Genomic DNA, 26,243 nt, shown 5'->3' on the forward strand with positions numbered 1-26,243 from the left:
TTATCTTTTATCCACGAAGCCGGATTCAAGGAGTGAATGAGACGGGTACTGGTCGAACTCCCGGACGAAGCGTTGGGTAATACCGAACGATTAATACTGAGCTCTTGTATGTATACAATTGACATGGTGCAACGAGATCTCCGCGTCAAATCCGCTGGAACGATGATTCAGATCGTCGATGCGATCAAAGAATTGGACGAACCAACACTTTCCGGGATTGCCGAACACGTTGGCGTCCCCAAGAGCACGGCTCACGATCACCTGACGACGCTCACGAAGCTACAACTCATCGTGGATACACCGGACGGATATCGCCTCGGTGCTCGATTCTTGGAATACGGAGGATACGCTCGCAAGAGCATGCGAGTATACCGAGTGGCACGTCCAGTCGTCGAAAATCTAGCCACTGAGACCGGCGAACACGCCAATTTGGGGATCGAAGAGCACGGGTTAGCCGTCTTCCTCTACAAGGCGAAAGGTGAAAACGCCGTTACCATCGATACGCATCCCGGAATGAGAGTTCCCCTTCACACGACTGCGATGGGAAAGGTGATCATGGCGAACCGACCGAGAAGGGAAATCGAGCGGATCATCGACGAACATGGACTCGTCCAGGTGAACGAAAACACGATAACCGACCGTGAAACCCTGTTCGAGGAGTTGGAAACGATCAGAGATCGAGGGTACGCCACCGACAATGGGGAGCGGGTAGACAGGATGCGGTGCGTGGCAGTTCCAATCATCGGAGACGGTGGAGAAGTCATCGCAGCTGTGAGCGTTTCCGGACCGATGAGTCGAATGCAGGGTGATCGAATGGAAAACGACCTCCCACAGCGCGTGAAAAGCGCGGCGAACGTCATCGAGGTGAACTTGAAGTATTCGGAATAAGCGGAAATCGCTCCAATGGGGCGGGGTATCGACCGATATCCGATAATTCGATGCATCAATTCTCTGTTTCTTGAACTCGCCGTACGGAATAGCAACGATCGAATCCTCCCTCTCATGAGAAACCCAAAACAGGAATACAACGTACCGATCAGCCTTCAATCGGTAGCGGAATCGGTCTGACGGCGTACACCCCCTCCCAGAACACCATTACATGACTATTGATGTAACGGCAATACAACATCATTTCCGGCGATGCCGAAAAAGGACAAATTGTCGATGAATATTTCCGTTTTGCCACTCCCCCATGCTTTCTAACTGTCCGTTGAGAGTGCGAGAGTAGATCGACGCGCCGCGAAGAGGAGTAGAATAGACTGACCGGTGTTTATCAGTAGCATCGAAGCAAACCGAGTAAGTATTGGATACGGGATGTCCCTCTCTTTCGCACCTTCCACGAAAATATCCTCACGACTCAGGTCGGAAACGCGAACGAAAAACGGTCAGTTGGCGAAAGAGAAGACGGGCTTGCAGGTTTCCGAGTGGAGGAAGGCTTCGAAGGCACGGGACGGGTCGGACGTGGAAAACGACGTGTCCATGATCGTCGATGCATCCACCGATCCGTTCTCAATGAGGCGGAGCGCCTGTTCGAAGTTGCGCCACGTCGAACCGTAGGATGTGTTGACGTCGACTTCACCGCGGACCGAATCGGTAAACGCGACGGTACTCGGCCCGTTCGGGATTCCGACCATCACGATTTGACCACCTTTCCGAACGAGTTCGACTCCGGTCTCGACGCCGGAATGATGACCTGTCGCATCAAAGATCACGTCGAATCCGCCGCCGATCGTTCGTTCATCGACGAGGGACTCTACGTCAGTATTCTGCGCATTGACCGTATCGATTCCGAGCTCTTCGACCAACGGCAGCCGATACTGGGTGTCCTTGTCGAGACCGGAGACGACGACATCCGCGCCGATCGAGTCGGCAACCGCCGCCGTCAACACGCCGATTGGGCCGGGACCTTGGACGAGAACTGACTCCCCCGGTCGGAGATCCGACTGTGTGAGGACCGCCCGCGCGGCGATACTAGTCGGCTCCGTGAGCGCAGCTTCATCGAGCGGAACGCCATCCGGAACGCGGTGGAGGTGTTGTGGCTCGACGGTCACGTAATTTCTATACGCGCCATCGCGGTGCATCCCGGTGATCGAGAAATCCTGACAGACGTTCGTCTGTCCGTTCTTGCACTGAAAACACTTCCCACAGTGGTGGATCGGTTCCTCGACTATCTTATCGCCCTGTGAGAACGAGGTAACGTCAGCACCGACCGCCTCAACGGTGCCCGAGTATTCGTGACCCATAATCCGGGGAATGGGAATCCACTCGTACCCTCCATCGTACTTGTACGCATGGGCGTCGCTTCCACAGATACCGGCGGTATGAACGCGGATAAGCACTTCATCTGCATTCGGACTCGGTTTTTCACGATCCTGTACTTCGACAGTTTCCGCTCCTGTTTGAACAATTGCTTGCATTTTTGGGTACCTTGTCGACAAACTACAGCCGACGGCGTTGTCTATTGCTAATTCCGCATAATACTTATACTTCCGGGTAAAGTTCCAACCATCGATTACCTAGGTACCTTTAAGACAATGTTGTACCATCCTAGAGATGGTATGGCACAGAAAGCGATAACGCAGACGGAGGTATCCAATGGAGATCACTAGTGTCAGGTCGACGAACGTAAGCACGGATTCGTGGGGCGAGTTCGTCGAATTCCCGCTCGTCACCGTGATGAGTAAATTCGACGAGTACAACAATGCCGATGGGGACAACCCGCAGGCCCGCCGCAAATGGATGGGTCCGGTCGGTGACGTCGTCGTCGAAATCGAAACGGATGCCGGGATCACCGGGGTCGGCGCAGGCAATTGGGCGACGGGGGCCATCTCGACCATCGTCGAAGAGACGCTTGCGAAGCTCATCGTCGGCGAGGATCCGACGGAGCGCGAGCGCCTTTGGGACATGATGTATCGGGCGACGATCCCGTTCGGGCGAAAAGGGGCCGCCATCGAAGCGATCAGTGCCGTCGACCTCGCACTCTGGGACATCGCTGGTAAAGAGGTAGAAAAGCCGGTCTACGAACTGCTCGGAGGACCGACGAAGGACGAAATTCCCGCGTACGCGAGCAATCTCCACCCTGTCGATCACGAGAAACTCGCCGAAGAAGCGATTCAGTACGCCGAGGAGGGCTTCGAAGCGATGAAGCTCCGTTTCCGCTACGGTCCCGAAGCCGGTCGATCCGGTATGAAGGAGAACGAAGCGATCATCAAAACCGTTCGCGATGCCGTCGGAGACGAGATCGCGATCGCTGGCGACGCGTACATGGGATGGACCGTCCGGTACGCGAAAAAGATGCTCGACCGCCTCGAACCGTACGATATGGAGTGGGTCGAGGAACCGGTCATTCCCGACGATATCGACGGCTACGCCGAGGTTCGGGAGTCCGCACCGATGCCGATTTCCGGCGGCGAACACGAGTTCACTCGCTGGGGTCACAAGGAGCTCCTCGAACGGGGAGCCGTCGACATCCTCCAGCCTGACGTACACCGCTGTGGTGGCCTCACCGAGCTCCTGAAGATAGACAGTATGGCGAGCGCTCACGATGTTCCAGTGATTCCCCACAGCGGGACGAACCCGCACCTTCACTTCATCGCGGCGTCGACGAACGCTCCGATGGCGGAGTATTTCCCGATTCCGGAGTGGTACAAAGAACGCCAACGGGAAGCCGAAGACCGTGATTCGACGTACGCTGATGCGATTTACGCGAACCCGCCGAACGCCGAGAACGGAACGATACCCCTCCCGGACGGCACCGGAACCAGTTCCGAATTGAACCGCGAAGCGCTTGAACACTTCAGCATCGAGTAATCATGTCCGACATCTCCTTCGAGTACAACGTTCCGGTGTTCGCGGGCGCACCTGACGAGGGTGACGACCCGGTCCACCGCGACACGCCGATGTACGAAGAGTTGGACTGGAAGGCGACGAAAAAGGGAATTCTGAAAGCCGAAGCGTTGGGTTTCGATGCGGTTTGGGCGCCCGATCACCTCATGCTCGGCCGTGATCACGCGGAGTACGAGTGCTGGACGCTCCTGAGTGCCATCGCCGGGATGACTGACGATATCCGTATAGGATCACTCGTCCTCTGTAACGATTATCGGAATCCCGCGCTCGTCGCGAAGATGGCCGCCACGCTCGACGTCGTCTCCGATGGCCGCCTCGAACTCGGGCTCGGAGCTGGTTGGCACGAACCCGAGTACGATGCATACGGCTGGAAGTATCGGGACGGATTCGAACGCCTGATGCGCCTCGACGAAAGTATTCGCCTCATGAAACGGTTGTGGGCGGACGATGGGAGCGGCGTCAGTTTCGACGGCGACCACTACCAAATCGAGGACGCGTACTGCACACCAGGTCCCGTACAAGACCCACATCCACCGATTCTCGTCGGCGGCCAGGGCGAACAGGTGACGCTGAAGCTCGTCGCGAAGCACGCGGACGTCTGGAACACCGACGTGTTCAACGGTGACGTCGGGACGCTCCGGCACAAAATCGGCGTCATCGAGGACCACTGTAGCACTGTGGGACGTGATCCGGACGAACTTACGTACTCGTGGGACGGCCACGTCATCTGTACACGCGACGAAGAAAAGCTCGATCGGATGCTCGACCGAATGCTCCCCATCCAGTTCGAGGAGGAGTACCAGGATCAGCCGGACATCACGACGGAAGCGGACGCGCGTGAATACTTCGTGATGGGAACGCCCGAGGAGTGTGCCGAGGCGATCCAAGATCGAATCGATACCGGTGTGACGAAGTTCCAGGGCTGGTTCGTCGATTTCCCTGACTTGGAAGGCATGGAGTTGTTCGCCGACGAGGTGATTCCCCAGTTTTCCTGATGGAGACACCCGATGTCGTCGGACCGATTTTTCAATGGATGTTTTTAATAGGAAGAAAACGAACAGTGATGTATGATAGACACTCATACACACGCGTGGGGATATCCCAGTCCCGAGCGTCCCTGGTCGAACGGGCCGATAATCGACCTAGTCGATGGCTTCGACGTCCACACGGCCTTCACTTCAGAACGCCTCCTCGCCGACATGGACACGGTCGGTGTGGACGAGGCCGTCGTCGTCGGCTATCCCATCTGTGACTGGACGGATAACTCGTACACGGTCGACTGCGTCGCCCAGTCGGAGCGCCTCTACGGCGTCGTCATGGTCGATCCGTTTGCGGATGGAGCGGCCGATACGCTCCGGAACGCGATGGATACCGAACGAGTGCTCGGCTTTCGACTGGGAGCAGCATGCCCGTACGATGCCATGTGGGAATCGTTCGATGCCTCGGTCACGTGGCTCCGCGACGCGATCGAAGAGACCGAGTTCTGGAACGCCGCCCGCGAAACGGGTGCCATCGTCCAAATCCTCGCGGACGAAACGCAACTCGATCAGGCCATCGAACTCGTCGAAACCTATCCGGAGCTACCGTATCTCTTCGACCATTTCGCCCACACGGACCCGTCGGTACCGCCACGGGAATCCGCATTCTCACAGTTTTCCGAACTCGCCGAACACGAAAGCGTCGCCGTGAAAGTATCGGAAATCGTTCATCGGTCGGAAGAGGGGTTTCCGTATGCCGACGTTCACGACCACGTTCGCTGGATGCTCGATGAATTTGGCCGCGAACGAGTGATTTGGGGGTCGGACTATCCGAACGTCAGCGACGAGGCGACGTACGATGAGGCGGTTTCCTGGGTAGAACACGTCGAGGGGCTCTCGGACACGGATCGGGAATGGTTGACCGAGCGAGCGTTCCGTCGGCACGTGGATCCATAGCACCGCTCGGATTCGGGGGGAAGTCGGAACGATATCTGCCGAGAACCGATGGATTGGAGCATTCCTACCGTGGTGGTGCGATCAGCTCAACTGGATGGACGACATCCCGTGGCAGGAGGTCACTCAACTGTTCCACACAAGAGGTTCCGCTCGCTGCGACGAGCGCATTTCCTCCAAGCGCATCCTCCCGTGTGAACTGCGTTTCCAGTTCTCGGCCGACGTCCATCGAGAGTTCGTAATACTGGCTCTTGTAGCCGAAGCTCCCCGCCATTCCGCAACATTCCACGTCGGACGTCGTGACATCGAACCCACATCGGGAAAGCACAACAGTCGAGTACGGTTCCAACCCCGATGTACGCTGTTGGCAGTGGCTGTGATAGTCGACGGCCGTGCCGTCGACCGATCGGAGCGAGGAGACGTCTGCATCGTTCGAAAGCAAGCCGTAGATGTACTCCATCACTTCGTAGCTGTTCTCGGCGAGTGATTCGTAGTCCTCTCGTGGGAGCAGTTTCTCGTACTCGCGATCGAACATGGCGAAGTCCGACGGTTCGATCACAACGATATCGACACCATCGTCCACGAACGGCCGAAGTCGGTCACGAACACGACCCGCCTGGGATTCGGCCGTCGAAATCATCCCCTGTGAAAGCGGGGCGCGGCCGCTCCCAGACACGGAGGGAACGGATACGTGGATGTCGAGGGATTCGAGGACCCTGACGGTTGCTTTTCCGCGCTCTACGAGCACGTGATTCGTGTAGAGGTCGGCGTAGAGAACTGCCTCGCGGTCGGCACTCGATTTCGGCACGTGGGAGCCGCCACGTGCCCTGAACCAGTCGACGAGGGTCTCACGCTGGAACGAGGGGAGGTCGCGACGAGGGTCGACACCGGCGACCCGTTCCAAGAGCGTACGTGCTGGGGCGGTACTCGCGATCCAATTCGAGACCGGGGCCGTCAAACTGCCACACCTCGCGAGCAACTCGAAGTTTCCGAATAGGCGTTTTTGAAGGTCGAGGCCCCCCTCGTCATCCGGGAGGAGCCCCTCGACGAGGTGATCAAATTTCGAGGACTCCTCGCCGTTGTTGAGCCGATCCCGAACGACCGTATTTATCCACGGAATGTCGATCTTCACCGGGCAAGCGTTGACACAGCGAGAACAACCTGTACAGAGGTCGTTGAACTCCGCTGCTGCGTCCTCACCACCGAGACCGGCTTCCCAACCGGTGGCGATACCGCCCGTGTACGTTTCACCGCCGAAGGCGTGACCCCCGACGTGCTGGAAATTCGCACACGAGTTCGCACAGGCCGAGCATCGAATGCAGTACAGGGTTTCCCGCAACTGATCGTCCTCACGCATCGAGGACCGTCCGTTATCCACCAAGACGAGATGGAATTCGCGGTCCGCCGCTGAGCCGAACTCATCGGACGAAAAGTCGAGGGTCGGTGTATCCACCGGTGGCGTGAACAGCGAAATGTAGGATGTGATGTCCTGTCCGGTTCCCGACCGCCCGATAAGTTCGATGAACGGCTGTAAGTCCTCGAACGAGGGAATCAACTTCTCGATACCCGCGACAGCGACGTGCGTGTCAGTTGCGGTGACGCATTTCCGGGCGTTTCCTTCGCTCGTCACCAACGCGAGCGTGCCCGTGTCTGCCGCGATAAAATTCGCCCCCGTGATTCCGACATCTGCCTCACGCACACGGTCACCGAGATAATCCCGGGCGAACCGTGTCAGTTCTTCCGCCGTTTCCAACGGCTCGTCGAGGTCGAAGTATTCGTTGAACAGATGTGCGATGTCCTCACGGGACTTGTGGATGGCTGGAGCGACGAGATGACTCGGTGCTTCGTCGGCGACCTGCAAGACGAACTCCCCCAGATCGGTCTCCCAGACATCGATATCGTTGTTCACGAGTGTTTCGTTGAGCTCTATCTCCTCGGTCGTCATCGACTTCGATTTGACCACGGATTCACCGTCTACGCTCCGAACGACTTCGTGAACATAGCGGTTCGCATCCGCAGCATCATCGGCGAGATAGACCGTTCCGCCGTTCTGCTCGACCGTCTCGGTCACCCTATCGATGAGTTCGGATAGGCGCTCGATGGCGTCCGCTTTGATGCTCCGAGCCTCGTCCTTCAGCCCCTCATAATTCTCGAGGTCGGACACCGAGTCGTATCGACCCGCATTGAATCCCCGTGTATTCTGCTCGACTGCAGCTCCTTCGGTGGCCATCAGTTGACGAATGTGAGCGGCCGTTTGCTGTCGGTCACTCATCGGTCGGTTACGAGAAGGACGTGTACGGACGCCGGGCCGTGTACTCCCTGAACGAGCTCTCCCATATCTGCGGTCGCCGAGGGACCGGTAGCGATAACCGAACTCGACAGACCGTTCCGGACGCGGTCGCCGATGTCGATCAGCGCATCGTTCATCGACCGGACGACATCACTCGCGGCGACCACAGCGACGTGTTTTTCCGCGAACAAACTGATCGGTTCCGCCCCGTTACCACGGTCGTTGATCACGACGGAACCGTAGCCGCCGACACAGGAATCGACCGTCGTGATACCGGTCTTCGCAGCGGCCAAGTCGCTCGGTGAGGGGTGTTGGACGACCGTCTCGGGGAGGTCCACGCTCTCGAACGGAAGCTCGACACCGACTGCGGGCGGCTCGATCAGTTCAACGAGTTCGTCCGTTGCATCCGCCGATACGACACGCGTCAGTGGCACTGACTGGGTAGTCAACGAATCGACAAACGATTCTATGGCACTCGTAGTCACAATTATTGCTCGGGGTCGGGCGGTGTTAGTTCTTCCCCCTATCGGCCTTTGCAGTCAGGTACCAACCATACGAACCTATTCGTTCGGATCCAATACCTGATTCTCGAGGTCGCGGTAGCTCCCCCTTTCATCGATCCGACGGATGTTCCTCGCAACGACATCGGCAGTACGAGACCAGTATTCCTCGGTATGTCCGGAGACGTGAGGGGTGATGAAGACGTTACGGAGATTCCAAAGGGGGTGAGATTCGGGGAGTGGCTCGGGGTCCGTCACGTCGAGCGCTGCTGCGTGAATCTTGTTGCTACGAAGGGCAGATACGAGCGCCGTAGTGTCTATCACTTCCCCTCTCGCGATGTTGACCACGACTGCATCCGACGGGAGTGTCCTGAATTCCGCATCGCCGATGAGATACCGAGTACACTCCGTGAGAGGACAAGCGAGAACGAGATAGTTCGTCCGTGAAAGAACCTCGTGAAAGTCAGCGGGTTCGAAACCGACGACCTCGCCCGTCGGGCCACCCTTCTCGGGAGTGTACCGCACGCCGATAGTATGGACATCGAATGCGTCCAACCGTTTGACTATCGAGCGACCGATTTCACCGAGTCCGACTACCGTAACGGTGGTTCCCCGTAACTCGCCGAACGCCTTGTACTGGCGCCATTCGCGGCGATCCTGCTGACGAATGCCGTGATCGAGGCGACGTGCGATAAGCAAGAGGTTACCGAGAACGTGTTCCGCGATGTTTGGAACGTGTGTTCCAGCCGCGTTCGTTACTGTGATTCCTCGCGTACGGAATTCGTCCTTCGGTAAATGGTCGGTCCCGGCAGCGCCGCAGGCAAAATATCGCATTTCGTCCGCGCCAGCTAGCGTCTCTTCGTCGATACCGATACCCGTGACGACGGGAGCGCGCTCGACGAGTTCCCGTTCCGATTTGGGCGTCGAAGCGACTCTGACGTCGTATTCGGGCAACCGTTCTCGTAGTGCAGCACCGTAGCGTTCCGTGGGAATTCCGTGCGCTTTCCCGCGGAGAACGACGATGTCAGGATTGGACGTAGTCATGGTTTGCTCCGTTAGAACGGGAGCGATCATACGGTTCTCGGTGGAGAATATAAATCTAAGTAATTTGTATACTGCATTTGGAATGGCGAGGTCAAGAGCGGTTCGTCGTGAACGGCGACCGGTCGACGTTGGCCCGGACGATCGGGATGAGAAGTGATACCGCTGTGAGAGCCAAGATTCCGAACGCGATCGGACTATGAACGAAAACGTCGAGAGATCCGCCGGAGATGGTGAGCGAGCGGCGAAGGTTCGACTCGGCGATCGGACCGAGGATCATCCCGAGCACCATCGGAGCGAGCGGATATCCATCGGCACGCAGTAATAGCCCTAGCAGACCTGCACCAAGCATGACCCAGATGTCGATCAGGTTTCCACGAAGCGCGATCGCTCCCACTGCACACAGAACGAAGATGGCGGGCCAGAGATATTTCGCGGGGAAATCGATGAGGATCACCCAGAGATGCGCGCCGAGCAACCCGAAGACGAGGATCAGAACGTAGATGAGGAAAAAGGCGACGAAAATCGCGTAAACGAGTTGTGGCTCCTTCTCCAGCAGGTTTGGTCCGGGTCGGATTCCGTGTACCATCAACGCACCGATGAGGATGGCGGTCACGGAGTCCCCGGGAATCCCGAGCGTGAGGGTCGGGATTAGGGCACCGCCGGTGCTCGAATTGTTTCCGGATTCGGCAGCGGCGACGCCGAGCGGGTTTCCGTCGCCGAACGAAGGCGTCTGCTCGCTGAGCCACCTAGTCGCCTCGTTGTACGTTACGAACGAAGCGATATCGCCGCCAGCACCCGGTATCGCGCCGATGAACGTCCCGGCGATACCTGAAAGAACGGCAGTTGGTGTGATCGCTCGTATGTCGCTTACTGTCGGAGTAACGCGTGCGACGCGGCGATCGAAGGCCTCACGGCCGATCCCTTCAGCGTAGCGATTGAGTCCCTCGGCGATACCAAAGAGGCCGATCATCACGGCAATGAATTCGATACCACCGGTCAATTCGACCGATCCGAACGTGAATCGGGGGACGCCCGCGATCGGATCCAGTCCGACCGTTGCGAGGAACATTCCGAGGAGACCCGTCAGTAGTCCTTTCACGAGGGAATCGCCGCTAACGTTCGCGATAATAGTGAGACCGAAGAACGCGAGCGCGAAGTACTCTGGAGATCCAAATTCGAGGGCTATTTTCGCGACCTGGGGAGAGAGAATCGTTAGGAAAATTACGCTAATGATACCGCCGATGACGGATGCGATGGTGGCAATACTGATCGCCTGTCCGGCCTTCCCTTGTTTCGCAAGCGGATACCCGTCGAACACCGTTGCCGCAGCGCTCGGGGTGCCGGGTGTACGAATGAGTATTGCGGGAATTGAGCCGGCGTACAGTGCGCCGCCATAGATGCCGAGCAACAACGTCATCCCCTCTATCGGTTGCATGCCGAAGGTGAACGATACGAGGACGGCGACCGTCATCGTCGCAGTCATCCCCGGTATCGACCCCATCGTGATACCGATCAACAGACCGATGACCATGAGGAGGAGAACGGACGGTTGGAGAACTAACGCGATTCCTTGGAGGAGATTTGCGAGAAAGCTCATCTCAGAGAGTCACCCCGGACAGAAACAGAAGGTCGGGTAACGACCGGAAGATGGGCAGGACCCCGTCCGGAAGTGGGATATGGAGAAACGACCCGAATACGAATTGCAGAACGAGGACGAAGACACACGAAAACGCCGCGACGAATCCAGCCGATTCCACACCGGAGTACAGGAGAAGTGACGAGAGAAAGAAGATAGTTCCAGCGATGAATCCGAGGAGTGGGAGCGTCGCGACGTACACCACCATCAAGAAAATGGGTACGAGAACGCGTTTTATTTCCTTCCGCTTCACCTCGTGAACGGTATCGGTACTCCTCAGCCAACTCTGTGCTATCTGGACGACCGCGAGTATCGCAATACAGAGTGCGATAACTCGCGGGAAAAATGCTGGGTCGGGACCGTTGGTGGCAGGGGTTGGAAACCCCCCGCTGATGACGTATATTGCTATGGCAATTGCCAAGAACAGTACTCCTGAGTACGAATCCGATTTTTTGATCTCAATTGACATTCTTAACCACCTGGGTTGTTAGAGCTGGAGTTCCGATATTCGAACGAATTGGGACCCGTTCTGGTCGTTTTGATCATATCGGTATCGAGAGCTGATCGTCATCGTTACGATCCTCTCTGGAGAATAGGGTACTTCATCACTTCTTTCCACCTGCTTTTTTGATAACCTCACCGATGCTCTGGTGCTGACTTTTCATGAAATCACCCAACTCTTTCCGGTCCTTGTACGCGAGATTGAATCCGTTCTTCTTCATGAACGACTTGAACGAATCGTCCTTGTACGTTTTCGTGTACAACTCGTTCAACGACGTGAGTTTGCTCTTATCGACACCGGTCGGCGTGACGAGTGCCCTCCACGCACTCAGATTCCAATCGTATCCCTTTTCCTGGAGCGTCGGTACGTTCGGGAATTGGTAGTGGCGCTTTTCTCCCATCGTGGCGAGGAATTCGAGCGGGCCGCCTTCGACCTGTGGCGCCGCTTCGGGAATGCTCGTCGTCGTCACATCGACTTCTCCATTCACGACGGCGGTAACCGCCGGTGCGGATCCATCGTAGGTCACGTGCTCGAACTCTACCCCGGACTTCTGTGCGAATCCGACCGCGGCGAGATGCCAGATATCTCCCGGACCTGCAGTCCCGACGGAAACCTTGTTGTTTTTCGCGTGCTCGACGAACTCCTCGAGATTTTGGTACGGTGCGTCCTTGCGGACCGTGATGGAAGCGGGATCCGCATTGTACTGCATGATCGGATCGAAATCCTCGTACGAGATGTTCGTTCGGCCGTATTGGTTGAGAACCATCAGCGTGCTCGCGATAACCCCGACTGTATATCCGTCCGACGAGGAGTTTTTGATCGCGTTGAAGCCGATGACACCGCCACCGCCGGTCTTGTTCGTAACGTATATCGACGTATCCGTATGGTGTTTTCCGACCTGTGCGAGTTGACGGGCCGTTCGATCAGTCCCACCACCTGCGGACCAGGGTACTATCATATCGATATCCTCGCTTGGATACGTACCGGACGAGTCACTGAGCGAACTACAACCACCGAGACCGAACATGCCAGCCGTCCCTAGTGTACCTTTCAAGAAGCTACGCCTGTCCGCCAGCTCAAATCTATGGCTATCGACCATAATCATAGGAATCATTCCTTAGGTTTTAAATCTTGACAATGGTGAAAAATATATGATATTTGGGGGAGAGGTAGTTGTTGATATGCGACTATATGAAAGAATTTCCATTTGGTCTACTTCAATTTAATACAAAATCTTTATCAGGGCGGGTTCAAATTCCATCACATGGTGGGTTCCACCCTGTTAGCTGCAAACATAGGTATCGCCGTATCGATCACGTTATTATTGATAATCCACTTCGACCTCGATCCCTCCATTTCGCTCATCATCGGAGCGTTGTACATGGGAATCGCATCGGGTTTAGGGCTGGATACGACCGTCACGGCCATCGGAACCGGATTCGGAGACCTGATGGCTGGTATCGGTATTCCGATCATCTTCGGGATCATGATCGGAACGTTGCTCGCCCAATGTGGAGCCGCGAAAAAGATCGCTGTCACACTAACGGGTGCGGTCCCCCAGCGACACATACCATACGCGCTTGCTTTATCCGGGGCGATCGTGGCAATCCCCGTGTTTTTCGACGTCGCATTCCTCGTCCTCACGCCGATGGTCATCGCACTCTGGCGGGAGACGGACCTCGAATATCCGGTCGTCATCGGAGCCCTCGTTATCGGAGCAGCAGGCGCACACACATTTATCCCGCCAACACCGAATCCACTTGCCGCACCGGAGATTCTCGAGTTTTCGCTCGGCAGTATGATGGTTACTGGGTTGGTGGTCGGTATTCCGGCCATTCTCGTGGCAACGGCGATTTATATGCCTCTCGTTAGGCATCTATGGACCAGCGAGAATGATATAGAAGATATTCCGTTTGAAGAAGCCGAAGACGGATCCACACGGAGTCCGTCTTTCTTTGCATCACTTCTTCCGATTCTCACCCCGATCGTACTCATCCTTCTTACTACCACGTCGGAAGCCCTGACTGGTAGCGTGAGTCCATTCGTCAAGTTTCTCGGGAGCCGAATCGTGGCGATGCTTGCCGGACTTCTGATTGCGATCGCGGTCTTCATCTCGGTAGTAGGACGAGATGAGCTCTCAGAGACGCTTTCAGAGGCAACTCGACCGGCAGGATTGGTGCTCGCCATCACCGGTGCTGGAGGTGCGTTTGGATACGTAATTCAACAAACGGAAGCGGCAAGTGCGTTTGTAAATCTGATCGGCATCGACGGCCAAGGTCTCGCGATAGTGTTTCTCGCGTTCTTCCTCGGATTGGTCATGCGAGTCGCCCAGGGATCCGGCACAGTGGCGGGAATTACCGCGATGAACATTATGGCTGGCGTCGGAACGACCGTCACGGGGTCGGCAATCGCGCTTGCAGCGCTATCAGGTGGCATGAGTATCGGACATATCAACGATAGTGGGTTCTGGGTCGTGACCGAGTTGACCGGCCTGGAAGTCACTGGGGGCCTCAAAACGTATACCCTCGGAGAAGCCGTTCTCTCTGCCCTCGGTTTGGTAGGAGCCGTTCTGATCGCAGTGGTCGTCTGATACTCAAATATTGGATCGACTCTTGCGGGAAGAATCGAGGCCTATTCCGCGATGACGTGGTTTCTCAGGACGCCGATATTCTCTATCTCGACTTCGACTTCGTCGCTCGGTTCGAGAAGCTCGGGTGGCTCACGAAACACACCGACGCCACCGGGCGTTCCCGTTGAAATCACGTCGCCCGGTTCGAGCGTCATTACCCGGGAGAGATATTCGACGATCTCGTACGTGTCGAATATGAACTCTTCCGTATTGGAAGATTGTTTGAGGTCCCCGTTAACCCGCGTTCGGACACCAAGCGCGTTCGGGTCGATGGCATCCTCGGTCACTAGCTCGGGTCCCATCGGGGCAAAGGTGTCGTAGGACTTCCCCCGGAAGAACTGGCCATCCTCGAACTGTGCGTCCCGAGCACTCACGTCGTTTACCACCGTGTACCCAGCGATGTAGTCCGAAGCGTCGGTAGCGGTCACGTTTTTCGCGGTTCGTCCCATGACGATCCCGAGTTCGACTTCGTAATCCACCTGCTCGACGTCTTCCGGATGGATAATCGCCGCATCCGGGTTCGTAACGGATGTGGAGGACTTTGCGAACAGTATCGGCTTTTCGGGTATCTCTTCATCCTGTTCTTCCGCGTGATCGTGATAGTTGAGCCCGACACAGGCGATCTTTCCCGGGTTGGGAACTGGGGCTAGTTCCCGTATATCAGCCCTCGGGATACCGGTCAGTGCGTCCGTAGCCACTGCCTGCTGAACCTTCTCTCGAAAGCCGGGCGTTGCGATATCCTCGTATGTGGGTTCACCAAATGGGACGTCAGCGAGCGAGTAAACCATATCTTCGACGACGACACCCCAATGCTGCGTGCTACCTTCGGAATAGCGTATGAATCGCATCACCTCAGTGTTCGTAGAGCCCGTTGAAAACAGTTTCCCAGCCGGGAATGCGTCCATCCGTCTGGTAATCCCGGATCCGTGCGAAGCCCTTTCGACGGGTTTCTCCAATGAGAATACGCCGATAAATAGAGCGTCGAGCTCACATTCTAATTTGATACTGCCTGATTTGGTTTCGTAGGGCCTCGTTTCGAGAGATTGCTAGTGTTGCGAGTAGCCGGATAGGTTCGCTAGTCGTTCGATCTCGCAGTCAGTATGCCGATCGATACGGTACACTTCGTCCGGTATTACCCAACAAAGATAGTAGATTAATGGGGACGATTCTTCGTACTCGTTCGTCTCAGTCCAGAGTAATCGAAAGCGTTTGGTAGAGTTTCAAGTACGTCTCTGGTCCGTATTCGCTTCAAGAGCCCCACATCGACAGAACTACGATCACGGACCCTCATTACATCCCTATACCTGTAATATACATCGTTCCGGCAATGCCGATTATTATAGGTACATAAATAGGTTGGGTTCTTTAATAAGGATCAACGAGAGGGGGCTAGCAGTCCGATTCGTCGGCGAACCGAATCTCGCTGCGCATGGATTGGCTCGAAGGTACCGGGGTAATCCCACTTCCGCTTAGTATAGAAAGCGGTAGTATACCACACACCACCACATCGAGTATGCATGGAGGATACAATGGCTCTATCGTACGATATTGGCCCCTCAGACATATATAAATCCCATAACGCTATATCAAAAATCTCGCCTGGAAAGTGAGACTACACAGGTAATAGCGTAGCCAGGATACACGATTTCAGCCCAACCAACGAACACCCCACAATTCAAACTCGGGTCGGGACACCCACTCCAGTTAGTATTCCAACTCGAATTTTATATTTAAAGAAGCCAGCCCAGCGCTGCCGCTCATCACCTCTCATTAACACCGGTTCGAGAACGTGTGCCTACCTGATTCCTGTCTGCGTCAATCGTGACGAATCCGACGTAATATCCCATCGAGAATTAACCGCCGTCGAGTGCTGAAGCAGACGGAGACGCCTACACTGATAGCGTGTTCAGGTCAAGCAGATTCGAGGGTACTAAGCCATGTAGTCACAAGTCGGTCCTCCGCGCTCGGTGCGTTATGAGCCGGCCAGATGCTGGTCGAAAAATTCGGTCAGCTTGTCCACAGCCGGTGTGACGTACTCGTCCCTGTCATAGAGGTCAACGTGCGTCGCCCTCAATCGTGATTAGCTCAGCGTTCTCGCCGGCTCCCTCGACCGCATTCTCGCTGTACGGCAACGAGGACGCCTCAGTGCCGGCGACCATCAGTAGGGGTCGCGGGGAAATCTTGTCGACATCGGCGAACGAGTCGAACTGGTCGAGCAGGTCCGCGCTCCGGACTACCCACTTGTTCGGCGCGCGCGGGTGCTGGCCACGGGATGTCTTGTAGTAGTCGACGAACTCGCGGGTGGCCTGCGGCGTTGACTCGTCGACCTCTTCCGGATCCGGTAACTGGTTGAAGAGTTCGGCCGGGAAGCCGTTCGCTTCCTCGCTGCGCAGTTCTCCCGACCGTTCGACCATCTCCTGGAACGCCTCGGGGTCGGGATCGCGGACGGTGCTCGGAATATCTACCGCGCTGACGGTTGCCACGGCATTCATTCGGTGGTCGGTCTGCGCAGCGTAGGGGGCGTAACCGCCAGACCCGCAGATGCCGAGCACACCGATCCGATCGGCGTCGATCTCCCGTACGAACAGCGAAAGGCGCTCGAAACGGCAGTCGAAATGGGATACTACGACGATTCCGAATCCGTCCACTTCGCGGAACTGTCCGACCAACTCGGCGTTCCCCGATCCACGTTCCGCTACCGTCTCCAGCGCGCAGAAGCATGGCTCGCCACCGAACTCGTTGACGACAGTCTCGGTTTTTACACCTAACTCGCGACAGTCACGGGCAGGCTGTTAAGTTGCGACCGACACGAAATGATTACGATCGATCCAAGAGTACATAGTATGGATTTCAGGTGCGTGTTGGTGACGACGAGAGGCCTGAGAAGTCGTGACCGCTTTCTAGTCTAGGATTCTCCGGCGCGGGTGTGCTACTCGCTCGAGTCGACTTTGCCAGCCTCGATCAGGCCCTCAACCGCCTCGCGGGTCGCTTCGAGCGAGGTGTATCGCGGTTCGTATCCGAGTTTCTCGCGCGCCTTCTCGATACTCGCGTTTGGGCTGTAGCTGATGTGTTCCTCGGTCATCTCGACGTCCTCCTCGTCGTATTCGGGTCGATCGGCCCACTCGTTGAACGGCAGGTACGTAAGGTCGGCGTCTCGTCCGAACCACCCGGCGACGGCCTCAGCATAGCCGCGGAGGGTGAGCGCCCGCGGTGAGACGACGTGGAAGCTCTCGCCAATAGCCGCTGACCAGTTCTCTAGCGCACGCTGGAAGCCCTGTGCGACGTCGTCGGCGTGGACGTGATGAACGGTTTCGAGCCCGAAGTTGGGGAGCACGACTTCTTCACCCCGAGCGAGTCGAGAGAACACGTCGGGGTCGAAGTTGCCCGCCGGATTGACGGGATCCCAGCCGGGGCCCACGATGTGTCCGGGGTGGAGGACGGTCGCCGGGAAGTCGTTCCGTCGCGCCTCGTCAAGCAGATACGCCTCAATCTCGGCTTTCTTTCGTCCGTACTCGCCGAGCGGGCGGCGCGTGCGCGGGGCGTCCTCGGTCGTGGGGACGACGTCGCTGGGACCGTGGACCCAGATCGTTCCACAGTGGAGTAGGTGTTGAACCTCCCCGCGAAGCGACGCAACGAGCGCTTCGGCGCTTTCTGGCTCGAAGCAGATCAGGTCGACAACGGCGTCCGGGTCGGTGGCCGCGATCGCCTCACCGAACTCACCGCGTTCCTCGGCAGTTTCGCGGTCGAGCTCGACCGACTCGACGTCGGTCCACGCGCTATCGTCTTGGTAGGGGTCACGCTCTCCCCGGCTGACTGCGACGACCTCGTGGCCTGCCCGCACCAGTCGCGGTACCAAGTAGGTGCCAATGTGTCCGGTAGCTCCGATGACGGTGACTCGCATGGGTAGCGCTATGATTAGTCCCCACGAAAAGGTATGGATACCGGACTGATTCGTCTCTTGTCCGGGCAACCCGCGTATCGCATCCAAGGTGCTCGATGACTCAGTCGACGCGCTCGTCGTCACTGACTGGCACGAGTTCGCCGCGTTGGACGACGAGTTCGTCGTGGATACCATCAGCCGGATCTTCATCGCTCCACTTGCGCTACCCAAGTCGATGTCGGCCGCCTCCGCGCGAGATATCCCTCGCCCTCAAATGGAGCGTTACGGTCCGGAATCGTCCGCGGTGCGCCGACAAATGAAGGCGTAGCTCTCGTTCTCGAAGTCGACCGAGCGTTCGACTTCGAATCCGGTGTCCTCGAGCCAGTCGCGGAGTCGATTCGGCGCGAGTCGGTGATCGACGGGTGGGCCCTCCTCACCGGGGCCGTCGGGGTGGTGCTCGCAGACGAAGAGACGAGACTCGGTGGGCAGTGCCTGGGATAGTTCGGCGAGCAGGCGTTTCGGGTGGTCGGCGTGGTGGAGGACGTACGTGAGGAATGCGACGACTGGCCGGTCGAACCGGACAGGGAGCGCCTCTGCGTCGGCGTGAATCGGCTCCACGTTTCCGACGTCCGCCTCACCCATCCTCCTCTGGAGGTAGCGGAGGGCGTCGCGATTTCTCTCAACGGCGTACACGGCACCCGACGGCCCAACTTGCCGAGCCGCGCGGAGCGCTGTGTAACCGGGACCGCTCCCGACCTCGAGGACCGCGTCACCGGTTTCAACCGTGATCTCGTCGAGCCACCTGGAAACGTACTCGTCGCGTGCAACCTGCCGATCGTACACTTCGTCCCAGGTGAGGTGGCTCAGATCTCTGTGGTAGTCGTCGGTCATGCTCGTGTGTATCGACCATCGAATCCTCACGCTATCACCCTGTCTACTCGCTCCCCCGGGAACTAGGCCAACCGCCTCTCCGTAGCGTTCAATTATCCGCCAACGGTCCGGCGACTTCCCGGACCTCGGCTTCTCTCTGCGTCGTGGGTACGGAGTCGACTCGACACGTCTGCCTTTATCCGGTGGGGGAACATCGGTGAGAGTAGAATATGGCCAGCCGCAAGAATGCAATGTTGACGACTGAGGACCGCCGCTGGCTCACCGGTGAAAAGACCTATGACGGTGAACACGCCAAACAACAGCGCTACCAGCGGCGAAACGACATCCGAGAGCGAGTTTATAATTCGATCTTAGATTTCACAATCCTCTTCGAGCATCTCGAAGAAGCCGAACGAAAGAAGCTCTTCGGCGAGGTCACAGCGAATGGCCGTCACTGGGATGTAGATGACAAACCGTTCATTGAGGGAGTAAGTGATGCACTCGCATTTCTCCTCTATAACGTCGATGCCGCTGCCACGATGCGAACCGACGATAAAGCGCACGAGGAAGCAACAGTTGCAGAAGAGTTGCTGATCGAAGCCTTCTATCGCGCCGGGATGAAAGCAGATCTCCTCGTCGATCAGGTCGATCTTGACGTCGAAGCAATACAACTACCATTCGAAGACATCCTTGCCGATCTCGAAGCGGGCAATGAACTCTCACCCGCAGCATTACGAGTGTTACTGGAAAGTGAGCAAGTCGACACCGCTACAATTCAAGAACAGTTGCGATCGGTAGTGTTCGACGACGGTTCACCAGCTGAGAACTCACTTTCACAGGAGAACTAACGTGAAATCGAACGACCTCACGCGATGGATGCAACGAAGTACTAGGATGCGGTCAACCAGCAAATACGGCTGGAGAAACAGACACCAATGACGATCACAACGAAGCGCGAGATGTTCGATCGGGAGCTACAGAAACTGTACCACGCGGAACTCGAAATTCTCGATTTACATGGCGATTTATCCGACGCGGCGGGAAGTAGCGAGGTCAGCGAGATTTTTACCGGACATAAAGACGATACCGTTGCTCAAATCCATCGGATTGAAGGGATTTTCGAGTATCTCGGCGAAGAGCCTACGGAGCGAGGCAGCCCGATTATGGAGGGATTGCTCGCCGAAAAAGACGAATTTGTAGGTGAGGTCGAACCTGCTGAGTTACGGGACATCGATACGCTCGGAATCGGTATGATTAACGAACGCCTCGAAATCACGCTCCTTGATCGGCTCTTAGCGCTTGCAGATGATCTAGTGATGGCCGAGGATGTTACCAACCCGCTCGCGACAAATCGTCAGGAGGCTGCAACCGCACTCGAACGAATGAAAAACGTTGTCGAGCGGAAGCATTCGAAGTAGAGAGAGTTTGAGATCAGAGTTGGCGTAAATAGTTTTGGGCTATACCACTATTGAGAATCTATTTAGGATAGTTCGGCAATGGTAGGATATGGTCGGTAATCCCGCTCCCTCCACCCCTCCCATATCTGTTGGTCGGGAATGGATGAAACCAGTCCATCCTTCGGCAATAAGCACAAGGCAAAAACGAACACCACCGAAAGGCACTGCACAGACCCCTAGTAAGAGAACTAGCATCCCCCCCAACACATCGTACTTATGATCTCACTTACCAAACGCCGAATTCGAGTATTCTTCGCCGCCCTCCTCGTGCTCTCGGTCGTCTCTGTGGGCTATGGGTTCGCATCATCACGATCGGACTCGACGTTCGAATCCTATCTCCACGGAAACAACGTGGATAGAAACGCACAGATTGCACCGAAAGCCGATGGCATCACGGTTATTGCCACCGACTCGAATTCCTGGCGAGGCGGTGATAACGAAGGACCGCGAGCACGGGCCGAACTTGTCGCGCTCAATCCAAACGGGACAGCCCGCTACTACAACGATACGCATACCCGCTATTGGGACGTCGACCCCGTGAAGGGGACGAAGACGACTGTCGAGTACTCCTACGCGGATCACCACAGCGCAAATGAGTGTCCGAGTGCCGACGAGTGGAACGCGAGTAAGTATGGCGTGAATCAGAAAATGTGGGACAGGTACTATAAGACCCACGGCAAGGTCGGTGCCTGTACCTACGACGGCGTCGAGCGCGTGAATCTCACGACCGGGAAAGTCACGAAAATCTGGGGACAACTCACGCCTGGAAAGGAGGCAACGCGATACCACGACGTCGATCGGATCGACGAGAACCACATCGTCGTCGCGGACATCTACCTCGATGGAGTGTTCGTCGTGAATACCAAGACGGATCGGATCGAGTGGCGCTGGAACGCCTCCGACACGTTCAACCACTCGAACACTGGCGGTCCCTACCCCAAAGACTGGTCGCACATCAACGACGTCGAGGTCCTAGACGATGGCCGCATCATGGTGAGCGTTCGGAACCTCGACCGGGTCGTGTTCCTCTCCCCGAAGACGCACAAGGTTGTGGGTCAGCAAACACTCGGCGAGGAGGACAACTACGATACTCTCTACGAGCAGCACAACCCCGACTACATCAATACGTCGAACGGCGGCCCGGCAGCAGTCGTTGCGGACAGCGAGAACAATCGGCTCGTCGAGTACCAACGAACGAATAACGACTGGAAACAGACGTGGGTCTGGCAGGATGGGCGAATGCAGTGGCCAAGAGACGCCGACCGCCTGCCGAACGGCCACACATTAGTCTCCGACTCGAACGGCAACCGCGTCTTCGAACTCGATAAGAACGGCAATATCGTCTGGAAACTCAACATCGCCTTCCCATACGAAGCCGAACGACTCGGTACCGGTGACGAGTCCGCAAACGGGCCGAGTGCACAGTCAGCCCATATCGCCTCCCGGTCCGGGAACCTTGGTGATCAGTTCTGGATCGGGGTAAAGCGTCTCATCCCTGGGAAATACCTGAATGGACTGATGTATATTACACCCGTCTGGATGGGAGTTCCCGAAGTATTTGCGACCGTATTTGGTGCCCTCTTCGCCCTCATCTGGGGCGGGTTTGAAGCAGGGTGGTATATCCGCCGACGGCGATCAACGACGGGGAAGAGTTCCAGCGACGAACCGGTGAATCAAGATTAACCGTCACCCGATCCTTCTTTGGGAAATTGCCTGCTGCGTTACGTGGCAGAGCAGAGATTAGCTTCGGCAACGTCGTCGGATCGATTATGGAATTCTTCTTATTCAACGACGGGATCATCGCCCTCGCTAGTCCCGTTCACGTGTCGAGTCAGGTGCTTCAGTTCTACCTGCCGGTGATGCTCGTCACGGTACTCTTCCTTTCGCTTGTCATGCTCCGAAAGCGGGTGCCTCGGTGGGCAGGCGCGATTTTCGTGCTTCTTTATCTGCTCTTCGTGGCCGGCGGATACGTTCCACTCTGACCCATCTGTCAGAGTTCCAATCATGAATTGGATGTCGAGGAGATGTTCTCGGCGTACGCACTGAATTCACGCCCAAAGACAGCAAAGAATGTAACCCCGAGAAGGCCAACAATCGTAGCGATTGTAAACGCCAGCTGTGGACTCTGCGCATAGAGCCATCCACCGATAGCTGCACTCGGGATAACGATTGTATTTCGAATCAGATAGTATGTTCCCGTCACACGACCACCAGCGTCCTTCTCAGCTGGCCCGACGATGAGTGCCTTATGAGCGGGAAGGCCAGCAAAGCGTAGGCCCGAAAATGCAAACAGGAGGATGAGAATCCACTGATTCGCTGGTGCATGAATGAGCAGAATCGGAAACACTGCATAACAAAGAATCCGAGTCCAACAACCGGTTTGAGGCCCGTCGATTCGGCGAGCTTCGACACCGGCACTTTCGTCAGGATTGCAACGGCCATCTCGACGCCCAGCAAGATTCCGAAAAAGGCGGCAGGCCGAAGTGAAACACCAAAGCCCTGAAATCCAACGTTGAGAAGGTCGGTGACGACGAGAATCCAAAAGACGTACACCATTCCATTTCCGAACCGGATGAGCGTATCCGCAACGAGCAACGGTTTGAGCGTTGCTGGAAGCGACCGAAGGTCATCAACGATCTGATCGAAACCCTCGAACGATTCCACGCCTGCGTGAGGAACAGGCCAACGAAAATCCAGATCCACGGCTCCACAGACAATGGCCCAACCTCTACGGCAGGGACTAGTGGCACGACAAACCAAAGGAGAAATCCGATCGTCGATATTGTTCCAAAAGCGGTCAGTGCAATCCGGGATCCGATTCGATCCGAGAATGTCCCACCGGGATAGGGATATACAGCCGAAATGAGATTTCCAACACTGCCATAGAGACCCACTACCGTTGCCCCGGCACCATCTTCACCTGCTCTTCGATTTCATCGCGAATCTCGCGAACACGATCGATATCTTGTCCATCAGGGTCAGCAAGCGCCCAATCACGAACATCGACATCTGCCGACGTATCGAGTTCGAGCGTCGAACACCCCATCGTCGCGACGTAGTCGCACGATTCGAGTTCATCAGTCGTAATGGCTTGTGGCGACCGACCTGCGAGGTCGAATCCTTCTTCATCCATGGCTTCGACAACGATCTCGTGAACGTGATCTGCAGGGTGTGTCCCTCCGGTCACAATCTCCACTTCGTCTTCAAGTCCGCGTCGCTCACGCTCCCGTTCCGCAAATGCCGTCGAAATCTGACTTCGACCAGCGTTTTGCATGCACATAAATGCGACCCGGGTCGTCTGGCTGGGCATCCGTTGGCCCATAGATGAATAATTGAACAACTCTTCTATTAAAATTTCGGAGATCGAGGCTATATTCGAGACGGAGAGGCACTGAGGGGACGATGCTCACGACAATGTCACTGTAGCTCACTATAGTTGTAGAAAGCGGGTTCAAACGAGAGACGAGGCCAATCTTGGAAGATTTGCAGTATCGTTCGGGTCAGGAAGGAGACAGGAAACAACCAAAAGACAAAAGTCCGTAAGAAGACGATTCAAAAGGCCTACCGCGGGCTTTTGGACTCCAGAACCCTTATTGAAGTGTTTGCTCAAGTGTATGGTAATGGCGACCAACGATCGGCTTCGACGCTATCTCACCGATGAATTGGGAGAATGCTGCGATGAAGACGTCGAACAACGCGTCGACGAACTCGAAGAACTCGGTGCACAGACGGACGAGACGGCACTCAAATCCGACGTGCAAGTTCTTTCTGCACTTGCCAATGAAACGCGCTACAAGATCGTTCGACTGTTGCACGCGACTGATGGTGAGCTCTGTGTCTGTGAATTCTCACCACTGCTCGACGTCAGTGAGAGTGCGATCAGTCATGCACTGTCGGATTTGACGAAAGCTGGACTCGTTACGAGACGCAAGGATGGAAAGTGGCGAAAGTATCGAGCGACAGGACGTGCAACCGCCCTGCTCGTTGCACTCGACGGCACGCAGACAGCCTAACGGATAGTCGTCGGTTCCTCTCTTCTTCGGTCAAATTGTAGTGCAAAGTGAGAACTACGCGAGAGTAATCCACAATAGTCGATCGAGCATACTCACCGCAACGAGTATATGAGAAAACACTCATATGAGAGTATGTTCAGATGAAGGGCGAACGACACCCGGTACGAAGCACTTAGGCTCATCTGAGGTTCTCGAGACACTGGCGCATTTGGGTTGCAACCGATTCATGGTTGAGGACGATCCATCGTCAGTTTCGGGAAGATAGCTCTCCGTGAACGGGAGTTCTGTCTTGTAAGAGTGCTTCCCGTAGCCAATCAACGATTCTTTCCGGTCCAATTCACGTCGTACCGAGGAACTCGTTCGATCCAGTATTTCACTAGATGAATGAATAATTGCTCAACCATAAGATCACTAGGGATGGCTATAGAGATGGTCGTAGCAGTCTTATTCCAAAACTTTAATTGAGCGACTATACAATTGTCTTGTTGATGAAGCGAGAAAGACGAATACGATTTCTATCGATTGAGAAAGAATCAGGTAGCAACAGCAAAGTCCCAAATCAAAAAATGGAGGGTGACCGAAATGAGTGACGACCTCGGCGTCCTCGATCGTTATCTCACAGTCTGGATCGGTTTGGCGATGGTGCTCGGTGTCGCACTGGGACACTTCGTTCCCGGTATCGCGGACATGCTGAACGCCGTTACATGGCATGGAACGAGCCTTCCAATTGCTGTCGGACTGTTCGTCATGATCTTCCCGATTATGGCCGAAATCGATTATGAGCGAATTCCACGTGTCACGCGAACTGCACGGCGAGAAATCGCGCTGACGCTCACGTTCAACTGGCTTATCGCCCCGTTCGTTATGTACGGACTCGCAGTCCTCTTCTTGAGTGACTACCCCGAGTTCGTCACCGGGCTCATTATCGTCGGGATTGCGCCGTGTATCGCGATGGTACTCGTCTGGAATGAACTCGCGAGTGGGAATCAAGAGATGTGTGCGGTCTGTGTCGGCGTCAACAGCCTTCTGCAAATCGTGTTGTTCGTCCCCTACGCCTTCCTCTTTCTCACTGTTCTTCGTGAGACAACGGTGAGCGTCGACATCGGTCTCATCGCACAGATGGTCGGCGTCTTCCTTGGATTGCCGTTGCTCCTCGGGTTTCTCACGCAAAAAATTGCGTTCCAAACGGTCGGTGAACGGACCTACTACGAACGAGTCATTCCTCGCATTAGTCCGTTCGGACTCCTTGGACTACTGTTTACGGTCGTGGTCATGTTCGCGTTGAAAGGTGAGTACATCGTCAACCATCCCGAACAAATCGTTCTGATCGCAACGCCACTGTTCATTTTCTTCGCCGCAATGTGGGGGCTCGCATACGGCGCGAGTGCCCTGCTCGGCTTTAGCTACACCGAAGGGATCAGTGTAGCGTTCACAGCCGCGTCGAATAACTTCGAACTCGCAATTGCCGTGGCAGTCGCCGTCTTTGGTGTCGGCAGCAATGTCGCACTTGCGACAGTCGTCGGACCATTGATCGAAGTTCCCGTTATGCTTGCACTCGTTCGAGTGGCACTGGCGACAAAGGAGAACCTCTTCCCCGGCGCGACAGGAACCAGTGATGTTAGCTACTCAGACTGAGATCGAGCGG

24 protein-coding genes and 1 pseudogene are annotated in these 26,243 nt (G+C 56.0%); 12 read left to right on the plus strand and 13 right to left on the minus strand.

The features are described from left to right. Positions 1 to 123: 123 nt before the first annotated feature. Positions 124 to 888: an IclR family transcriptional regulator gene (locus tag NKF26_RS17330; protein ID WP_253227035.1), complete on the plus strand. Its 765-nt coding sequence runs from the start codon at positions 124 to 126 to the stop codon at positions 886 to 888. 497 nt (positions 889 to 1,385) lie between these two features. Here NKF26_RS17330 and NKF26_RS17335 read toward each other — a convergent pair whose 3' ends face one another. Then, positions 1,386 to 2,417 (minus strand): zinc-binding dehydrogenase, encoded by a 1,032-nt coding sequence (locus NKF26_RS17335; protein WP_253227034.1) that lies wholly within the window; start codon positions 2,415 to 2,417, stop codon positions 1,386 to 1,388. A 178-nt stretch (positions 2,418 to 2,595) separates the two neighbouring features. On the opposite strand from NKF26_RS17335, the gene NKF26_RS17340 reads away from it, so the two are divergent. The 3 genes from NKF26_RS17340 (at position 2,596) to NKF26_RS17350 (ending at position 5,780) form a co-directional block, all read left to right on the plus strand. Further along, positions 2,596 to 3,810, plus strand: a complete 1,215-nt coding sequence (locus tag NKF26_RS17340) for an enolase C-terminal domain-like protein (protein WP_253234663.1) — start codon at positions 2,596 to 2,598, stop codon at positions 3,808 to 3,810. 2 nt (positions 3,811 to 3,812) lie between these two features. Next, entirely contained in the window at positions 3,813 to 4,841 is a 1,029-nt protein-coding gene (locus tag NKF26_RS17345; protein ID WP_253234664.1) for an LLM class flavin-dependent oxidoreductase, read from the plus strand. A gap of 72 nt (positions 4,842 to 4,913) precedes the next feature. Next, the gene (locus tag NKF26_RS17350; protein WP_253227031.1) at positions 4,914 to 5,780 is read left to right on the plus strand and encodes an amidohydrolase; all 867 of its coding nucleotides are present in this window, start codon (positions 4,914 to 4,916) and stop codon (positions 5,778 to 5,780) included. A gap of 64 nt (positions 5,781 to 5,844) precedes the next feature. On the opposite strand, the gene NKF26_RS17355 is transcribed toward NKF26_RS17350, so the two are convergent. From NKF26_RS17355 to NKF26_RS17380, 6 genes are all read right to left on the minus strand, one after another. Further along, the gene (locus tag NKF26_RS17355) at positions 5,845 to 8,049 is read right to left on the minus strand and encodes an LUD domain-containing protein (protein WP_253234665.1); all 2,205 of its coding nucleotides are present in this window, start codon (positions 8,047 to 8,049) and stop codon (positions 5,845 to 5,847) included. Beyond that, complete coding sequence (locus tag NKF26_RS17360) at positions 8,046 to 8,501, minus strand: LUD domain-containing protein (protein ID WP_253227029.1); 456 nt, start codon at positions 8,499 to 8,501, stop codon at positions 8,046 to 8,048. The genes NKF26_RS17355 and NKF26_RS17360 overlap by 4 nt, the downstream gene beginning before the upstream one ends. Before the next feature lie 126 nt (positions 8,502 to 8,627). After that, positions 8,628 to 9,611: a D-2-hydroxyacid dehydrogenase gene (locus tag NKF26_RS17365; protein WP_253227028.1), complete on the minus strand. Its 984-nt coding sequence runs from the start codon at positions 9,609 to 9,611 to the stop codon at positions 8,628 to 8,630. A 91-nt stretch (positions 9,612 to 9,702) separates the two neighbouring features. Continuing rightward, positions 9,703 to 11,208, minus strand: coding sequence for a tripartite tricarboxylate transporter permease (locus tag NKF26_RS17370; RefSeq protein ID WP_253227027.1), 1,506 nt, complete (start codon positions 11,206 to 11,208; stop codon positions 9,703 to 9,705). A 1-nt stretch (position 11,209) separates the two neighbouring features. Further along, positions 11,210 to 11,716 carry a tripartite tricarboxylate transporter TctB family protein gene (locus NKF26_RS17375; RefSeq protein WP_253227026.1) on the minus strand — a complete coding sequence of 169 codons (507 nt, stop codon included), beginning with the start codon at positions 11,714 to 11,716 and terminating at the stop codon, positions 11,210 to 11,212. A 136-nt stretch (positions 11,717 to 11,852) separates the two neighbouring features. Further along, a complete protein-coding gene (locus NKF26_RS17380) occupies positions 11,853 to 12,707 on the minus strand; it encodes a tripartite tricarboxylate transporter substrate binding protein (RefSeq protein ID WP_253227025.1) in 855 nt (284 codons plus the stop codon). Positions 12,708 to 13,013: 306 nt separating this feature from the next. Here NKF26_RS17380 and NKF26_RS17385 point away from each other — a divergent pair, with 306 nt between their 5' ends. Further along, positions 13,014 to 14,339, plus strand: coding sequence for a GntP family permease (locus NKF26_RS17385; RefSeq protein ID WP_253227024.1), 1,326 nt, complete (start codon positions 13,014 to 13,016; stop codon positions 14,337 to 14,339). Positions 14,340 to 14,380: 41 nt separating this feature from the next. Here the strand turns inward: NKF26_RS17385 and NKF26_RS17390 are convergent, their stop codons facing one another. Further along, on the minus strand, positions 14,381 to 15,226 hold the full coding sequence (locus tag NKF26_RS17390) for a fumarylacetoacetate hydrolase family protein (protein WP_253227074.1): 846 nt from the start codon (positions 15,224 to 15,226) through the stop codon (positions 14,381 to 14,383). A 1,206-nt stretch (positions 15,227 to 16,432) separates the two neighbouring features. After that, positions 16,433 to 16,861, minus strand: coding sequence for an alpha/beta hydrolase (locus tag NKF26_RS17395; RefSeq protein WP_253227023.1), 429 nt, complete (start codon positions 16,859 to 16,861; stop codon positions 16,433 to 16,435). A gap of 12 nt (positions 16,862 to 16,873) precedes the next feature. On the opposite strand from NKF26_RS17395, the gene NKF26_RS17400 reads away from it, so the two are divergent. Further along, positions 16,874 to 17,146, plus strand: a complete 273-nt coding sequence (locus tag NKF26_RS17400) for a helix-turn-helix domain-containing protein (protein ID WP_253227022.1) — start codon at positions 16,874 to 16,876, stop codon at positions 17,144 to 17,146. A 161-nt stretch (positions 17,147 to 17,307) separates the two neighbouring features. Here NKF26_RS17400 and NKF26_RS17405 read toward each other — a convergent pair whose 3' ends face one another. Further along, on the minus strand, positions 17,308 to 18,279 hold the full coding sequence (locus NKF26_RS17405) for an NAD(P)-dependent oxidoreductase (protein ID WP_253227021.1): 972 nt from the start codon (positions 18,277 to 18,279) through the stop codon (positions 17,308 to 17,310). Positions 18,280 to 18,540: 261 nt separating this feature from the next. After that, a complete protein-coding gene (locus NKF26_RS17410; protein ID WP_253227020.1) occupies positions 18,541 to 19,149 on the minus strand; it encodes a class I SAM-dependent methyltransferase in 609 nt (202 codons plus the stop codon). 209 nt (positions 19,150 to 19,358) lie between these two features. On the opposite strand from NKF26_RS17410, the gene NKF26_RS17415 reads away from it, so the two are divergent. The 4 genes from NKF26_RS17415 to NKF26_RS17430 all read left to right on the plus strand — a co-directional run bounded on the left by NKF26_RS17415 (position 19,359) and on the right by NKF26_RS17430 (position 22,567). Further along, entirely contained in the window at positions 19,359 to 19,976 is a 618-nt protein-coding gene (locus NKF26_RS17415; RefSeq protein ID WP_253234666.1) for a hypothetical protein, read from the plus strand. 87 nt (positions 19,977 to 20,063) lie between these two features. Further along, positions 20,064 to 20,546 (plus strand): DUF892 family protein, encoded by a 483-nt coding sequence (locus NKF26_RS17420; RefSeq protein WP_253227018.1) that lies wholly within the window; start codon positions 20,064 to 20,066, stop codon positions 20,544 to 20,546. A gap of 255 nt (positions 20,547 to 20,801) precedes the next feature. Next, a complete protein-coding gene (locus NKF26_RS17425; protein ID WP_253234667.1) occupies positions 20,802 to 22,268 on the plus strand; it encodes an arylsulfotransferase family protein in 1,467 nt (488 codons plus the stop codon). After that, positions 22,199 to 22,567, plus strand: a complete 369-nt coding sequence (locus tag NKF26_RS17430; RefSeq protein WP_369682164.1) for a hypothetical protein — start codon at positions 22,199 to 22,201, stop codon at positions 22,565 to 22,567. The genes NKF26_RS17425 and NKF26_RS17430 overlap by 70 nt, the downstream gene beginning before the upstream one ends. A 20-nt stretch (positions 22,568 to 22,587) precedes the next feature. Here the strand turns inward: NKF26_RS17430 and NKF26_RS17435 are convergent. Continuing rightward, a pseudogene (locus tag NKF26_RS17435) lies at positions 22,588 to 23,497 on the minus strand (hypothetical protein); the annotation flags it as partial. Next, entirely contained in the window at positions 23,479 to 23,895 is a 417-nt protein-coding gene (locus tag NKF26_RS17440; protein ID WP_253234726.1) for a low molecular weight phosphatase family protein, read from the minus strand. The pseudogene NKF26_RS17435 and the gene NKF26_RS17440, both read right to left, overlap by 19 nt. 310 nt (positions 23,896 to 24,205) lie before the next feature. Here NKF26_RS17440 and NKF26_RS17445 point away from each other — a divergent pair, with 310 nt between their 5' ends. Beyond that, the gene (locus tag NKF26_RS17445) at positions 24,206 to 24,598 is read left to right on the plus strand and encodes a metalloregulator ArsR/SmtB family transcription factor (protein WP_253227014.1); all 393 of its coding nucleotides are present in this window, start codon (positions 24,206 to 24,208) and stop codon (positions 24,596 to 24,598) included. A 582-nt stretch (positions 24,599 to 25,180) separates the two neighbouring features. Next, complete coding sequence (arsB, locus tag NKF26_RS17450; protein ID WP_253227013.1) at positions 25,181 to 26,233, plus strand: ACR3 family arsenite efflux transporter; 1,053 nt, start codon at positions 25,181 to 25,183, stop codon at positions 26,231 to 26,233. Positions 26,234 to 26,243: the final 10 nt, after the last annotated feature.

The organism is Haladaptatus sp. AB618 (genome assembly GCF_024136965.1).
Lineage (GTDB): Archaea > Halobacteriota > Halobacteria > Halobacteriales > Haladaptataceae > Haladaptatus.